A 14,186-nucleotide genomic window follows, 5' to 3' on the forward strand; every position below is an offset into this window, starting at 1 on the left:
GTCAGGCCTCTTCGTGGCGAAGACTCAGACCCAGCGCGCCGCGACGGCGCAGCCACGGGGACGGACGGTAGCGCGGATCGCCATAGACCGTCTGCAGGTTGAACAGGATCTCCAGCACGTTGGTCGGTCCGATCCGGTCGCCCATGGCCAGCGGCCCCATCGGGTAGCCCAGGCCCAGCGTCACTGCGAGTTCCAGGTCACCGGGGGTGCAGATGCCCTGCTGGCAGATGTCGGCCGCGATGTTGACGATCGTCGCAACCACCCGCTGCGTCACGAACCCGCCGCTGTCGCGGACCACGCTCACCGGCTTGCCGTCGCGGGCGAACAAGGCGTGGGCCGCATCCCGGATGTCCGGCCGCGTGGCCGGATTGGTCGCCAGCACGCGGCGCTTCACCGCCGCATCCTCCAGCATCATGTCGATGCCCACGACGCGGGTGGCGTCGTGGCGCTCGACCGCGGCGATGGTGGTCACGTCCATGCCCAGCGGGGCCACGAGGATCAGCGCATTCGACGACGGCGCTGCACCGGTTTCGATGCTGGCGCCGAGGTCTTTGAGCAATTGATAGAGCTCCGCGCGCCGCGCGGCCTTGGGCGACACCCACACCGGCGGCAGCGTGGTCACCGCCGGCGCCGGCGGCTCCGCCGGCACCTCGGCCTTGCCGTCGCTGTAGCGGTAGAAGCCTTCCCCCACCTTTTTGCCGATCACGCCGCCGGCCAGTCGCTGCGCGGTGATCACGCTGGGCCGGTAGCGCGGTTCCTCGAAATACTGGTGGTAGATCGACTCCATCACCGGGTGCGACACGTCGAGCGCCGTCAGGTCCATCAGCTCGAAGGGCCCGAGGCGAAAACCCATCTGGTCCTTGAGGATCCGGTCGATGGTGGCGAAGTCCGCCACACGCTCGCCCACCACCCGCAAGGCTTCGGTCCCGTAACCCCGCCCGGCGTGGTTGACGATGAAGCCCGGCGTGTCCTGCGCGTTCACCGGCGTGTGGCCGAAAGCGCGGGCAAAGGCCGTCAGTCGCTCGCACACCGCTGGTGCCGTCTTGAGTCCCGCGATCACTTCCACCACCTTCATCAACGGGACGGGGTTGAAGAAGTGGTAGCCCGCGAAACGCTCAGGATGCTTCAGGCCGGCGGCAATCGCGGTCACCGACAGCGACGAGGTGTTCGTGGCCAGCACCGTATCCGGCCCGACGATGGTTTCCAATTCGCCGAAAACCTTTTGTTTGACCTCCAGCCGCTCCACGATGGCTTCCACCACCAGGTCGCACCCCGCGAGATCGGCCAGCTGCGCAGCCACCGCCAGCCGGGCGCCGAGGGCCGCGGCAGCGCCGTCGTCGAGCTTGCCCTTGGTGACCAGGGCCTGCCAGGTGTTCAGCAGCGCGGTGCGCGCGGTCTCTGCCGCGCCGGGCTGCGCGTCGAACAGCAGGACGTTGCTGCCGGCCTGCGCCGCCATCTGTGCGATGCCGCGGCCCATGGCCCCAGTACCCACGACCGCGACTTGGTGGAACGAGAGTTGCATAAAGTGTGTTGTATTTGGAAGAAACACCCTGCCCGGTATGCCAGAATGTTTCAACGTGTGATCAAGGAAAAGCCCGTGCGCCCGTACTGGACAGGTTGTATTTTGCTATCAACGGCCGTCAGCGCCTCGGCGGCCACGCTCGGCAGGCACAGCGGCGCGGCCATCATCGGACGTCCGCTGGACGTGAGCGTGCAGGTGCTGCTGGCGCCTGGCGAGGACTTGGCCAACCAGTGCCTGAGCGCCGATGTGTTCTTCGGTGATCTTCAGCAACCCCAGGGCGTGGTCCGCACCACGCCGCTGCGCCGCTCCAGCGACGGCGAACCCGTCGTGCGGATTCAGACCACGCTCGCGGTCAACGAACCGGTGGTGACCCTGTACGTCAAGGCGGGTTGCGGCGCGCCGTTCGCCCGTCGCTACGTCCTCCTGGCCGACCTCATCAACGAGCCGGCCGTTGCCGCCGCGGCGCCGCAGGCTGCCGCGGTCGCCGGTTCGCCGACCGCACCGGCTCCCGCGGCCGCCCCCGCAGCTGCCCCCGCCGCAACGCGCGACGCGGCTTCTCCGGCCACGCCTGCCGCGCCGCGCGCGACCGCCTCCGCGGCCCGCCCCCCTCGACCGGCGGCGGCGCCGGCGCCGCGTAGTGCCGCGCCCCGTGCCGAGCGGGCGGCACGCGCACCCGCTCCCAGCGGTTCGCGGCTGCAGCTGGTGCCCGTGGACATCGACCCGGGCGTTGAGCGCGACCCCAGCCTCAAGCTGTCGTCGCAGATGCTGTCGGAGCCCACCACGTCCGAGTCGGCGCGCGCCGAGGCGGCCGCCTTGTGGAAGGCGCTCAACGCGCCGCCGGAGGAGGTGCTGAAGAATGCGCGCCGCGTGGCTGAACTGGAAGCGCAGGCCGCGGCGTTGACCAAGCAGCAGCAGGAAGCCCAGCGCCGCGAGGAAAACCTGGCCATCCGGCTCGCCGAGTCGGAGGCTTCTCGCTATCGCAATCCGGTCATCTATGGGCTCGTGGCGCTGCTGTTGGCGGCGCTGGGCGCGCTGGGCTGGATGTGGCGGCGTCAGCGCACGGCTGAGGTGCAGCGCCAGTGGTGGACGCCCGAGCCGGCCGCCGAGCCCGCGGCGCCACCGGCTACAAGCTTGACGCCTCCGCCGCCGACTGTGAAGTTTGGCCGTCGTTCTGGCGACAGCGGCATGGTCCCGCTGGATCCGACACCCGCCATCGACGAAGACAGCCGACCCGCCGACCTTGTGGCCGAGACCGGCGCTGCACCGCTGCCGCCCCTGCCTTCCCTGGAGCGCCGCGGCTTCGCAATGAGCATGACCGGCACCAGCCGGTCGGTGGCCACGGAGGAGCTGTTCGACATCCAGCAGCAGGCCGATTTCTTCGTGTCCTTGGGTGAAGACGAGCAAGCCATCGAGGTGCTCCGCAACCACCTGTCCGAGAGCCAGGAGCCCAGCGCCATGGCCTACCTCGACCTCTTCAAGCTCTATCACCGGCTGGGTCGTCGCGACGACTACGACCGGTTGCGGGAAGAGTTCAACCTGGTCTTCAACGCGGGCGCCCCCGAGTTCGACCGGTACGCGGATCAGGGCCGCGGCCTGGAGGCGTACGAAGCCGCCTTCGCGCGCATCCAGTCCTTGTGGCCGCAGCCACGCGTGCTCGACCTGATCGAGCGGTCCATCTTCCGCGACACGGTGGACGGCAACACCGAGGTGTTTGATCTCGAGGCCTACCGCGAGCTGCTGATGCTGCACGCCATCGCCAAGGACATCATCCAGGGTGAGCAGCCGCCGCGTCGCCCCCTCAGCGATTTCCAGAATACCGCCATGCAGCCCCTGAAAGCGGGCAAGAAAGGCACGGCACCGGAGGCCGCGGCCATCGCCGCTGCGATGGTGTCGCCGGGCATCGCCGAATCGGTGCGCGTGACCCGCCCGATGGACATTTCCGATGTGCCGGTGGCGTCGCCCAACCTGGGCCTGGACCTGAACCTCGATGAGATTGAGGACGCCTCGGCCGGCCGCGAAAGTCAGCTGACCGACGTGGTGGCTTTCGAGGCGCTGCTGCCGGAGATCGATCACCCGATCGAGCCGACCGCCCAGCGCGCCGATTCCCAGCGTGGCAACCTGATCGATTTCGAGATCGTCGACATGGACGACCCGGCCGCGCGCGGCAACGGCCCCGCCGACGCCGACGACACGCGCCCGCCCCGCGACGACAACGCCTGAGGCAAACCCGGGCGGGGCGCCGGCCCCGCCGCAGCAATCTTCAGCGCCGGACCTGCAGCGCGCCGGGATTGACGATGTTCGTCGGGGTGCCGCGGATGAAGCTCACGACGTTGTCAAAGGCCGCGCTGAAGTAAGTTTCGTAGCTGTCCTGCTCCACGTAGCCGATGTGGGGTGTGCAGATGCAGTTCTCCAGCCGCAGCAGGGCATGCCCCTGCAGGATCGGCTCCGATTCGAACACGTCGACCGCCGCCATCCCGGGGTGGCCGCGGTTGAGGGCCGTCAGCAGGGCCTCCGGCTCGATAAGCTCCGCCCGCGACGTGTTGACGAGCAGCGACGTGGGCTTCATGCGGCTGAGATCTTCCAGCGTGACGCAGCCCACGCTGCGCTCGCTCAGCCGCAGGTGCAGGCTGAGCACGTCCGACTCGGCGAACAACTGGGCCTGGCTGGCAGCCACCTCGTGGCCGTCGGCAGCGGCCCTTGCCCGCGCTTCGTCGCTGCCCCAGACCAGGACCCGCATGCCAAACGCCCGGCCATACCCGGCGACGAGCTCGCCAATGCGGCCGTAGCTCCACACACCCAGTGTCTTCCCGCGCAGCACCATGCCGATGCCGAAGTTTGCGGGCACCGAGGCCGATTTCAGGCCGGACTGCTGCCAGGCGCCGTGCTTCAGGTTGGACACGTACTGGGGAATTCGCCGCATCGCAGCCATCACGAGCGCCCAGGTCAACTCGGCCGGCGCCACGGGGGAGCCCACGCCCTCGGCGATCGCGATACCGCGCTCGGTGCAGGCCTGCACGTCGATGTGGGGGCCGACCCGTCCGGTCTGCGCGATGAGCTTGAGGCGGGGCAGTTTTTCGATGAGCTGGCGCGTGACCACGGTGCGTTCCCGGATCAGCACCAGCACATCGGCATCGCGCAGGCGGATCGACAGCTGGCCGACGCCCTTGACGGTGTTCGTGAATACCTTGGCGGGGTAGGGCTCCAGTGTCTCCGCGCACCGCAGCTTGCGCACGGCGTCCTGATAGTCGTCAAGGATCACGATGTTCATCCCGCTATTGTGCCGCGCGGGACATCGCTCCCCGCGGGCGCGGCCGGGTCGGTCAGGCCGCGCGCGAGACGCGCCGCGCGTCCTGGTCGGCCAGATGGTCGAGCGCGGCGCAGACCACGTCAATGCGCCCGCTGACCACCAGACGGGCGTCCGCGCTGCGGATCGCGCTGGCTGGCCGCACCACGCGCACCCGCGGTTCCTCGGCCGCAAGCCGCGGTGCGTTGGCGGCCGAGCGTCCCAGCCAGCCCGCCCGCGTGAAGCGTTGCAGCACGGGGTTGCGCATGCCGCCGGACGGGGCTTGGAGCGAGCGCTCGGGCAGCCAGCAGTCGATCAGTTGCAAGGGCGCGCGCCAGCGGCTGGAGGTGAAAAACAGTCCCATGTGAAACTCCTGAAGGGGTTGAACACAGGCAGGATTGCGACAAGTCATTGCCAGCGCAGGGATGTGCCGGTGAGTGCCGGCCAAACGCCCGCCACCTGCTGAGGCAACGCGACCGCGGGGCGGTCAGAGCTGAAAGCTGTTGCGGATCAGGCCCACGGCCAGACCCTCGATTTCGAATGGCTCGCCGGGCTCGACAACGATGGTGGCGTAGTCCGGGTTTTCGGCCAGCAACTCGATCCGGTCGGCGCGGCGCATGAAGCGCTTGACGGTGACGTCTTCGCCCAGGCGAGCGACCACGATCTGGCCGTTTTTGGCGTCGCGCGTGGATTGCACGGCCAGCAGGTCGCCGTCGAGGATGCCGGCGTCGCGCATGGACATGCCGCGCACGCGCAGCAGGTAGTCGGGCGTGCGGGCGAACAGGCTGCGCTCGACCTGGTAGGTCTGGTCGACGTGTTCCTGGGCCAGGATGGGTGAGCCCGCGGCCACTCGGCCAATCAGGGGCAGCGCAAGCTGGCTCAGACCGGGCAACGGCAGGCTGAGCTGGCCGGCGCGCGACTCGGTGATACGCTGCAGATCGGCGCTGCGCAGACGGATGCCGCGGGACGTGCCGCTGACCAGTTCGATCACGCCTTTGCGCGCGAGCGCCTGCAGGTGCTCTTCGGCCGCGTTGGCCGACTTGAAGCCCAGTTCGGCGGCGATCTCGGCCCGCGTGGGCGGCGCGCCGGTGCGGGCGATGGCCGACTGGATCAGGGCCAGAATCTGCTGCTGCCGCGCGGTGAGCTTGGGGGCGCTGTGGTCGAACATGGGCTGCCTTTCGGGCGCCGGCTGGGCCGGCAGACTGTGTGAATAACCAGTACCTGTATTTTTAACCAGCTCTCAGGGCTTTGGCAAGGGGATGTGTGTGGATGGCATGAAAACCGTGGTGCTGGGCATGGGCGGCACCATCGCCGGGCAAGCCGGTGATGCGCGGGACAACGTGGGGTATGTGGCCGGCGCGCTGCCGGTGGAGCGGCTGACCGCGGGTTTGCCCGGCCTGGCCGGACTGCCGCTTGACGTGGAATCGGTGGCCCAGATCAACAGCAAGGACATCGACCTGTCTCACTGGCAAGCCCTGCTGCAGCGACTGACCCACCACCTCGCGCGGCCCGACGTGAGCGGGGCCGTGGTCACCCACGGCACGGACACCATCGAAGAGACGGCTTGGCTGCTCGACGCTGTGCTGCCGGCGGACAAGCCGGTGGTGCTGACTTGCGCCATGCGGCCGGCGAGTTCGGTGTCGCCCGACGGTCCTCAGAACCTGACCGACGCGGTGGCGCTGGCGCGCACGCCGGGCGCGCGCGGCGTGATGCTGGTGTGCGCCTCGCGGGTGCACGTCGGCCGTGACGTGGCCAAGGTGCATCCCTACCGCACCGATCCCTTCTCTTCGGGGGATGCTGGGGCGTTGGGTGTGGTGGAGGAGGGCGTGCTGCGCCGGTTTCGTCCCTGGCCCGGGGAGGCGAGCCCGGATGACCTCGCCCGGCGTGGACGCCGCCGTGCGGCGCTGCTGGGTGCCAGCGCTTTGCCCCGGGTGGCGCTGCTGACCAGCCACGGTGATGCCGACGGCGCGGTGGTGGAGGCGTTGTGCCGCTCAGGCGTGGTGAGCGGCATCGTGGTGGCGGGCACCGGCAACGGCTCCCTGCACCGCGACCTGCAGGCGGCGCTCGCGGCGGCCGCGTCGGCGGGCGTGGCGGTCCGACTGGCCTCGCGGTGCGGCCACGCGCGCGTGGTGCCGTACGCCGGCCAGGCGTTTGCCACGCTGGACGCCGCCACGCCGGCGCAGGCCCGGCTGGCGCTGGCGCTGGACTTGCTGGGGGGATGAGCCGTGCTCGCAGCCATCACCACCAGCGCCTGGGCTTATCCCGCTCTGGAGGTGCTGCACCTGCTGGGCGTGTCGCTGCTGCTGGGGAACCTGTTCCTGCTCGAGGCGCGGGTCTGGGGCGCCGCCTCGGCGCTGGACCTGCGCGCCCTTGCGCGACTCGCCCTGGCGTTGTCGGTGGCCGGTTTTGCGCTGGCGGCCGCCTCGGGCCTGGTCATGTTTGCCACCCAGGCCGCGGAACTGTTGGCCAATCGCGTGTTCACAGCCAAGATGGCGCTGATCATGCTGGCCGGCTGCAACGCCGGCTGGTTCCATGCGCGGCGCTCGCTGGAGCGCGCGGACGGCACGGCCCGCGCGCTGATGGGGCTCTCGACGGTGTTGTGGCTGGCCACGCTCACCGCGGGCCGATGGATTGCCTATGTCTGAGGCCGGTGCGGCCTTGCTGAAGGGGACAACGATGCAACGCAGGGTGGTGTGGCAGGGCGCGGCGGCGCTGGGCATGCTGGTGTGGGCCGGTGGGGCGCGGGCACACCACGGCTGGGCGCGCTTCGATCAGAACCGGCCGATTTATCTTGAGGGCACCGCGGCGTCGGTCCAGTGGCGCAACCCGCATGCCGAACTCGTGCTGGAACTGCCTGCCGAGCTTGCGCTGCCCGCCGATCTGGCGCGGCGCGCGCTGCCGGCGCAGGTGGCCGCGGTGGACGGCCCCGGCCTGCTCGCCAAGGCGGTGCTGCCGCGACGCCGGGATCGGCGCTGGCAGGTGGAACTGGCGCCGCTGACGCGCATGTCGCAATGGTCGGTGCCGGAAATCGCGGCCGGCGCGCGCGTGGGCGTGTTGGGTTTCACCTTCGACGAAGAACGCGGCGACCCGGTGCTGCGGGCCGAGTTTCTCTTTCTCGACGGCAAGGCCTACGGCCTGCGTTCCGCGCCGGCCTGAGCCGGTAGCATCCCGCCGATCCCGTTGGCCCATGAAAAAACCCGGCCTGGGCCGGGTTGTGGCGTGGTGAGCGGGCGGATCAGGCCGACAGCGCGGACAGCGCCCGGGCGGTGATCTCGTCGACCGAACCCATGCCGCTGATGGCCCGGTACTTCGGTGCGGCGGCGGGATCGGCCTTCGCCCATTGGCTGTAGTAGTCCACCAGCGGCCGGGTTTGTGCGCTGTACACCTCCAGCCGCTTCTTCACGGTGTCTTCCTTGTCGTCGTCGCGCTGGATCAGCGGCTCGCCGGTCACATCGTCCACACCGGCCACCTTCGGCGGGTTGAACTTCACGTGGTAGGTGCGACCGGAGGCGGGGTGGGAGCGGCGCCCGCTCATGCGCTCGATGATCGCGTCGAAAGGCACGTCGATTTCCAGCACGTAATCGAGCTTCACGCCGGCGGCCTTCATGGCGTCGGCTTGCGGGATGGTGCGGGGGAAGCCGTCGAAGAGGAAGCCGTTGGCGCAATCGGGCTGGGCGATGCGCTCCTTGACCAGGTTGATGATCAGGTCGTCGCTGACCAGTCCGCCGGATTCCATCACGGCCTTGGCTTGCAGACCCAGCGGCGTGCCGGCCTTGACGGCGGCGCGCAGCATGTCGCCGGTGGAGATCTGGGGGATGCCGTATTTCTGGCAGATGAAGGCCGCTTGCGTGCCTTTGCCGGCACCGGGTGCGCCCAACAGAATGAGTCTCATCGCTTTCCTTTGTGTCGTGTCTTCAATGGCGTGGCCGCTTGTCTCCGGCGGCGGCGCCCGGATGAGGCTCAAGGCTCCCGGGGCAACGCGGGCGAGGATAGCACGCGCCTCCCTTGCCTCGCCTTACACAGGGCCGGCTTTGGGCGGCGCTTCAGAGCGTCAGCCGCCGTGGCCGATCAGGGCCCGCACCCTGGCCAAGTCCTCGGGCGTGTCCACCCCGGGACCGGGCGCGGTGTCGCCGACGTGCACCGCGATCCGCTCGCCGTGCCACAGCGCCCGCAACTGCTCGAGCGACTCCAGCCGCTCCATCGGCGCCACGGGCAGGCCCGGGAAGCGCCGCAGGAAGCCCACGCGATAGGCGTACAGGCCGATGTGGCGCAGCGGGGCCGGGTCGGGCAGGGCGCCGCTGTCCATGCCGTCGCGCCACCACGGCAGCGGCGCGCGCGAAAAGGTCAGGGCGGTGCCGTGGCGGTCGGTCACGACCTTGACCACGTGGGGGCTGAGCCAGTCGGCGCGCGCGGTGATGCGGTGGGCCGCCGTGGCCATGGCGCAATCCGGTCGCGCCGCCAGGGCAAGCGCCACCGCGTCGATCAGTGCGGGGTCGATCAGCGGCTCGTCGCCCTGCACGTTGACGACCATGGCCTCGTCGGGCAAACCGAGCGCCAGCGCCGCTTCGGCGAGCCGGTCGCTGCCGCTGGGGTGGTCAACCCGGGTCATCACCACCGACACCCCGTGCGCCTGACAGGCGTCGGCGATGCGCGGGTGGTCGGTGGCCACCACCACCGCCCGGGCTCGCGAGCGCGCGGCCTGGCGGGCCACCCGCACCACCATCGGCAGGCCGCCGATGTCGGCCAGCGGCTTGTCGGGCAGGCGGGAGGATTGCAGCCGTGCCGGGATCAGCACGGTGAAGTCGGGCGCGGCGGACGCCATCACGCCAGCGGCGCCGGCGTGCTCGGGCGCGCCAGTTCCTCGTCGCTCAGCGCGCGGGCCTCGTGCTCCAGCAGCACGGGGATGCCGTCGCGCACCGGGTAGGCCAGTCGGGCGCTGCGGGAGACGAGTTCCTGGCGCTCTCGGTCGAAGCCCAAGGGACCTTTGGTGACCGGGCAGACCAGCAGTTCAAGCAGTTTGGTGTCCATGGCCGAATGATAGGAGCGTTGCCACCCGATGGCGCGTCGCGCGGCGTGGCTCAGCGGCGGGGCGCGCGCGCGGCCAGCGTCGCGTCCACGGCGTCGAGCAGGGCGACGGGCAGCGACACCGCCAGCGGCACGACCCAGACGCGTCCGACGGGAAGCGTCGCGGGCAGTTTCACCGCGTCCTTCTCGGTGCACAGCACCGGGCACTCAGCCGGCAACCGGGCCAGCGCCGCGGTCAACGACGGGCCGTCGGCGTGGTCGGGCGCGGCGTGCGTCTGGGTCAGCGTCACGCCCGCGGCGCGCAGCTGGCCAAAGAACACCTCCGGCCGGGCAATGCCGGCCAGCGCCGCCGCCGGCGACAGAGCGGTCAACCGCTGTCGTTCGCCCCGGCGCAGTTCCAGCGCGGTGTCGTGCAGCGCGCGGTGAATCGTGAAGCCGCGGCAGTTCGCGGGCAGGCGCGGTGGTGCCGCGCCTTGTGGCCACACGGCGAAGTCGGGCACCGGCTGTGCGCCTCGAGGCGGCCAGGGCTCGCGCAGCAGGCCCGCAGGCAAGAGCCAGCCGTTGCCCACGCCGCGGTCGTCGAACACCACGATGCGCAGGTCGGCGTGCAGCGCGCGGTGTTGCAGCCCATCGTCGGCGATGAGAAGGTTGACATCCGGGTGTGCCGCCAGCAGGGCGCGCCCGGCCTCGGCGCGTCGCCGTGCCACCACCACCGGCGCGCCGGTGGTGCGGTGCAGGAGCAAGGGCTCGTCACCCACCGCGGCTGGGTCGCTGTCGTGCGCGACCGCCTGCGCCCCGTGGGCCGAGCCGCCGTAGCCGCGCGAAATCAGGCCCGGCCGCCAGCCCCGTGCGCGCAGGGCCTCCACCAGCGCGCGCGTGACCGGCGTCTTGCCGGCCCCGCCCGCCACCACATTGCCCACCACGATCACCGGCACCGGAAGCACTTCGCTGCGCCAGACCCCGGCGGCGTACAGCGCGTGGCGCACCCGCACGACCAGCGTCATGAGGAAGGACAACGGCCAGAGCGCCCGGGCGAGTGCTCCGCGGCGCTCGGCCAGTGCTCGCCAGCGGGCTTCGGCGGTACCGCGGCGCGGCGCGGCCATGCGGTCAGCGTTTCGGGGCACCGCCACCGCTGTGCTGGGTGGCGAACGTGATTTGGACCAGCCCGGCGCGGCGCGCGGCGTCCATCACGTTGATGACCGATTGGTGGGCGGCGGCGGCGTCGGCGCTGATGACGATCACCGGGTCCTTGCGGTCGGCGGCGGCCTGCTGCAGGGCGATGGTGAGCGCCTCCACGCCGCCGGACGGATCGAGCACCAGCCGGTCGACGGCGTAGCGCCCGTCACTGCCCACCGAGACCACGATTTCGCGGGGGTTCTGTCGGGGCGCCTCGGCGTCGGCCACCGGCAGATTGACCTGCAGCTCGGTGTACTTGCTGTAGGTGGTGGTGAGCACCAGAAAAATCAGGATGACCAGCAGGATGTCGATGAACGGGATCAGGTTGATCTCGGGTTCTTCGCGCGAGCCGGGGCGGAAGTTCATCGCGTCGGTCCTCGATCAGCCTTTGCGCAGCAGCATCAGGTGGCGCACGAAACGCTCGGCTGCGAGTTCCAGCGCCAGGAGCTGGTCGTCCACGCGGGCGCGGAAGTAACGCCAGAAGATCAGCGCCGGGATGGCGACGATCAGGCCGAAGGCCGTGTTGTAGAGCGCCACCGAGATGCCGTGCGCCAACTGGCCGGGATTGCTGCCCTCCGGCACCACCAGCGTGCCGCCAGGTTGGGAGCCGAAGATCTCGATCATGCCGATCACCGTGCCGAGCAGGCCGAGCAGGGGCGCGGCCGACGCGATCGTGGCCAATGCCCCCAGATAGCGCTGCAGCTGCGCCGCGGCCTGTCGGCCCGCGCCCTCCAGGCTGGCCCGCAGATCGTCTTCGCTGGCGCGCGGGTTGTTGCTCAGGGTGCGGAATCCGGTGGCCAGCACCGCACCCAGCACCGAGTTCTGTTCGAGCTGCGCCACGACGTCGGCCGATGGCACGCCGGTGCGCGACACCATGATGGCTTCGTCGAGCAGCTTGGGCGGCACGATCTTCTGTGTCTTGAGGCTGATGAAGCGCTCAATGATGAGCGCCAAGCCAACGATGGAACACGCAATGAGCGGCCAGATCGGCCAGCCGGCGGCTTGTATGATGGACAGCAAGTCAGGGCTCCAGGCGGGGGCCGCTCGGGCGGCGGTCACGCGAACAGACGGGCGGATTATGCCCCCCACCCGCCGCCTCACGCCGGCATGTCCGGACAAGTCCGGGGGTGTGGTGTCGCACGGCGGCGCAGCCCTCCATTCACCGCGTTTGTATGGCCGACGCCGACGACTTTTCCTCCCCCGCCGCTTCGACGGCCGCCGAACGCGTCTGGGCGGTTGGCCCGCTCATGCGAGCCATCGCCGACGCGCTGTCCGCCCGCTTCAACCCGGTCGCGGTCCAGGGTGAGATCGCCGGCTTTTCGCGCGCCACCAGCGGCCATTGCTACTTCACCCTCAAGGACGAGCAGGGCCAGGTCCGGTGCGCGCTGTTTCGCCGCTCGGCCGAACAGCTCCGGTTCGCGCCGCGTGACGGCCTGCGGGTCGTGGCCCGCGGTCGGCTGGACGTCTACGGTCCGCGCGGTGACCTGCAGCTCATTGTGGAGACGCTGCAGCCGGCGGGGCAGGGGGCTTTGTACGAGCAGTTCCTGCGCCTGAAGGCCCAGCTGGAAGCCGAGGGCCTGTTTGACCCGGCGCGCAAGCGGCCGCTGCCGGCCGAGCCTCGCCACATCGGTGTGGTGACCTCGCTCGGCGCAGCGGCGCTGCGTGACGTGGCCACCGCGCTGGCGCGGCGCGTGCCCCACATCCCGGTCACGGTGTACCCGGCGTCTGTGCAGGGCGCGCAGGCGCCCGCCGACATCGCGCAAGCGCTGGCCGCCGCCCAGCGCCATGGGCAGGCCGATGTCGTCCTGCTGGTGCGAGGCGGGGGCTCCCTGGAGGACCTGTGGGCTTTCAACGACCCGATCGTGGTGCGCGCGGTGGCGGCGTGTGGCCTGCCGGTGGTGTGTGGCGTGGGGCACGAAACCGATGTCACGCTCGCTGACTTCGCCGCGGACCTGCGCGCACCCACGCCCACGGCCGCGGCCGAGCTGTGTGCGGTGGCCCGCGCCGACCGTCTGGCAGCCCTGGACCGAATGGCCTCGCGCCTGAGCAACGGCGTGCTGGCCGCCATCGACAGCCGGCAGCAGCACCTGGACCGTCTGGCCCAGCGCCTGGGTCGACCTTCGGCGCGGGTGCACGGCGCGCAGCTCACGCTCGACCGGCTCGACCAGCGGCTGAGGTCCGCGCTCCAGCGCCCCGTCTGGCAGGGGCAGCAGCGGCTCGCCCGGCTGGCCGATGCCCTGCCACGCGCCGCAGCCCGGAACACCGAGCGCCACCGCGCCCGACTCGAGCGTGCCGCCCAGGCCCTGTCGCTCCTCGATCCGCAGCTGGTGCTCGAGCGCGGCTACGCCATCGTCACCGCCGCCGACGGCACGGTGGTCCGCCGGCGCGCCGATCTGCGACCCGGTCAGCCGGTCCGCGCGCGCCTGGCCGACGGCTCGGTGCCGCTGACCGTGGACCCCGAAGCGCCGGCATGACCCTGACGTCAAGGGCGTCATGGGCGCTGCCTACAATGCGCGTTTTCCCCACATCCACTCACTGAGGAACCCCATGGAACACACCCTGCCCGCACTGCCCTACGGCCTGGACGACCTGGCCCCGCACTACAGCCGCGAGACCCTGGAGTTCCACCACGGCAAGCACCACAACGCTTACGTGGTGAACCTCAACAACCTGCAAAAGGGTACCGAGTTCGAGAGCATGGACCTCGAGTCCATCGTCAAGAAGTCCAGCGGCGGCATTTACAACAACGCCGCCCAGATCTGGAATCACACCTTCTTCTGGAGCTGCATGAAGCCCAACGGCGGCGGCGAGCCGAGCGGCGCGCTGGCTGCAGCCATCAACGCCAAGTGGGGCAGCTACGCCGCCTTCCGCGAAGCCTTCATCAAGTCGGCCGTGGGCAACTTCGGCTCTGGCTGGACCTGGCTGGTCAAAAAGGCCGACGGCTCGGTGGACATCGTCAACACCGGCGCCGCTGGCACCCCGCTGACCACCGCCGACAAAGCGCTGCTCACCGTCGACGTGTGGGAACACGCCTACTACATCGACTACCGCAACGCCCGCCCCAAGTTCGTCGAAACCTTCCTCGACAAGCTGGTCAACTGGTCGTTTGCCGAGCAGAACTTCGCCTGAAGCCTCGGTTGGCGGTCATCCGACAAAGGGGCCTCGGCCCCTTTTTTCTTG

The 14,186-nt window shown here is 70.3% G+C and carries 16 protein-coding genes; 6 read left to right on the forward strand and 10 right to left on the reverse strand.

Annotated elements, in window-relative coordinates:
• Position 1: 1 nt before the first annotated feature.
• Positions 2 to 1,522: a 3-hydroxyacyl-CoA dehydrogenase gene (locus AC2D80_RS05760; protein WP_484632012.1), complete on the reverse strand. Its 1,521-nt coding sequence runs from the start codon at positions 1,520 to 1,522 to the stop codon at positions 2 to 4.
• A gap of 45 nt (positions 1,523 to 1,567) precedes the next feature.
• On the opposite strand from AC2D80_RS05760, the gene AC2D80_RS05765 reads away from it, so the two are divergent.
• Positions 1,568 to 3,742 (forward strand): hypothetical protein, encoded by a 2,175-nt coding sequence (locus tag AC2D80_RS05765; RefSeq protein ID WP_484632013.1) that lies wholly within the window; start codon positions 1,568 to 1,570, stop codon positions 3,740 to 3,742.
• A gap of 40 nt (positions 3,743 to 3,782) precedes the next feature.
• On the opposite strand, the gene AC2D80_RS05770 is transcribed toward AC2D80_RS05765, so the two are convergent.
• From AC2D80_RS05770 to lexA, 3 genes are all read right to left on the reverse strand, one after another.
• Positions 3,783 to 4,790, reverse strand: coding sequence for a D-2-hydroxyacid dehydrogenase family protein (locus AC2D80_RS05770; RefSeq protein WP_484632014.1), 1,008 nt, complete (start codon positions 4,788 to 4,790; stop codon positions 3,783 to 3,785).
• Positions 4,791 to 4,842: 52 nt separating this feature from the next.
• Entirely contained in the window at positions 4,843 to 5,169 is a 327-nt protein-coding gene (locus tag AC2D80_RS05775; protein WP_484632015.1) for a hypothetical protein, read from the reverse strand.
• A gap of 123 nt (positions 5,170 to 5,292) precedes the next feature.
• The gene (gene lexA, locus AC2D80_RS05780) at positions 5,293 to 5,973 is read right to left on the reverse strand and encodes a transcriptional repressor LexA (protein ID WP_484632016.1); all 681 of its coding nucleotides are present in this window, start codon (positions 5,971 to 5,973) and stop codon (positions 5,293 to 5,295) included.
• Between the two features lie 91 nt (positions 5,974 to 6,064).
• Here lexA and AC2D80_RS05785 point away from each other — a divergent pair, with 91 nt between their 5' ends.
• Genes AC2D80_RS05785 through AC2D80_RS05795 form a run of 3 tightly spaced genes read left to right on the forward strand, consistent with a single transcriptional unit; the run spans position 6,065 to position 7,961 of the window.
• A complete protein-coding gene (locus AC2D80_RS05785) occupies positions 6,065 to 7,027 on the forward strand; it encodes an asparaginase (RefSeq protein ID WP_484632017.1) in 963 nt (320 codons plus the stop codon).
• A gap of 3 nt (positions 7,028 to 7,030) precedes the next feature.
• A complete protein-coding gene (locus AC2D80_RS05790; protein WP_484632018.1) occupies positions 7,031 to 7,450 on the forward strand; it encodes a hypothetical protein in 420 nt (139 codons plus the stop codon).
• Between the two features lie 31 nt (positions 7,451 to 7,481).
• Positions 7,482 to 7,961: a DUF6152 family protein gene (locus AC2D80_RS05795; RefSeq protein ID WP_484632019.1), complete on the forward strand. Its 480-nt coding sequence runs from the start codon at positions 7,482 to 7,484 to the stop codon at positions 7,959 to 7,961.
• A 79-nt stretch (positions 7,962 to 8,040) separates the two neighbouring features.
• Here AC2D80_RS05795 and adk read toward each other — a convergent pair whose 3' ends face one another.
• The 6 genes from adk to AC2D80_RS05825 form a co-directional block, all read right to left on the reverse strand.
• Positions 8,041 to 8,697, reverse strand: coding sequence for an adenylate kinase (adk, locus tag AC2D80_RS05800; protein WP_484632020.1), 657 nt, complete (start codon positions 8,695 to 8,697; stop codon positions 8,041 to 8,043).
• Positions 8,698 to 8,856: 159 nt separating this feature from the next.
• Positions 8,857 to 9,627, reverse strand: coding sequence for a 3-deoxy-manno-octulosonate cytidylyltransferase (gene kdsB / locus AC2D80_RS05805; protein ID WP_484632021.1), 771 nt, complete (start codon positions 9,625 to 9,627; stop codon positions 8,857 to 8,859).
• Positions 9,627 to 9,833, reverse strand: coding sequence for a Trm112 family protein (locus tag AC2D80_RS05810; RefSeq protein WP_484632022.1), 207 nt, complete (start codon positions 9,831 to 9,833; stop codon positions 9,627 to 9,629). The genes kdsB and AC2D80_RS05810 overlap by 1 nt, the downstream gene beginning before the upstream one ends.
• 50 nt (positions 9,834 to 9,883) lie before the next feature.
• Entirely contained in the window at positions 9,884 to 10,933 is a 1,050-nt protein-coding gene (lpxK, locus tag AC2D80_RS05815; protein WP_484632023.1) for a tetraacyldisaccharide 4'-kinase, read from the reverse strand.
• A gap of 4 nt (positions 10,934 to 10,937) precedes the next feature.
• Complete coding sequence (locus AC2D80_RS05820) at positions 10,938 to 11,372, reverse strand: ExbD/TolR family protein (RefSeq protein WP_484632024.1); 435 nt, start codon at positions 11,370 to 11,372, stop codon at positions 10,938 to 10,940.
• A 15-nt stretch (positions 11,373 to 11,387) separates the two neighbouring features.
• Positions 11,388 to 12,026 (reverse strand): MotA/TolQ/ExbB proton channel family protein, encoded by a 639-nt coding sequence (locus tag AC2D80_RS05825; protein WP_484632025.1) that lies wholly within the window; start codon positions 12,024 to 12,026, stop codon positions 11,388 to 11,390.
• Positions 12,027 to 12,178: 152 nt separating this feature from the next.
• Between AC2D80_RS05825 and xseA the strand changes: the two genes are divergently transcribed.
• Positions 12,179 to 13,480, forward strand: a complete 1,302-nt coding sequence (xseA, locus tag AC2D80_RS05830) for an exodeoxyribonuclease VII large subunit (protein ID WP_484632026.1) — start codon at positions 12,179 to 12,181, stop codon at positions 13,478 to 13,480.
• A 73-nt stretch (positions 13,481 to 13,553) separates the two neighbouring features.
• Positions 13,554 to 14,135, forward strand: coding sequence for a superoxide dismutase (locus tag AC2D80_RS05835; RefSeq protein ID WP_484632027.1), 582 nt, complete (start codon positions 13,554 to 13,556; stop codon positions 14,133 to 14,135).
• Positions 14,136 to 14,186 lie beyond the last annotated feature (51 nt).

The organism is Hydrogenophaga sp. T66 (assembly GCF_057219855.1).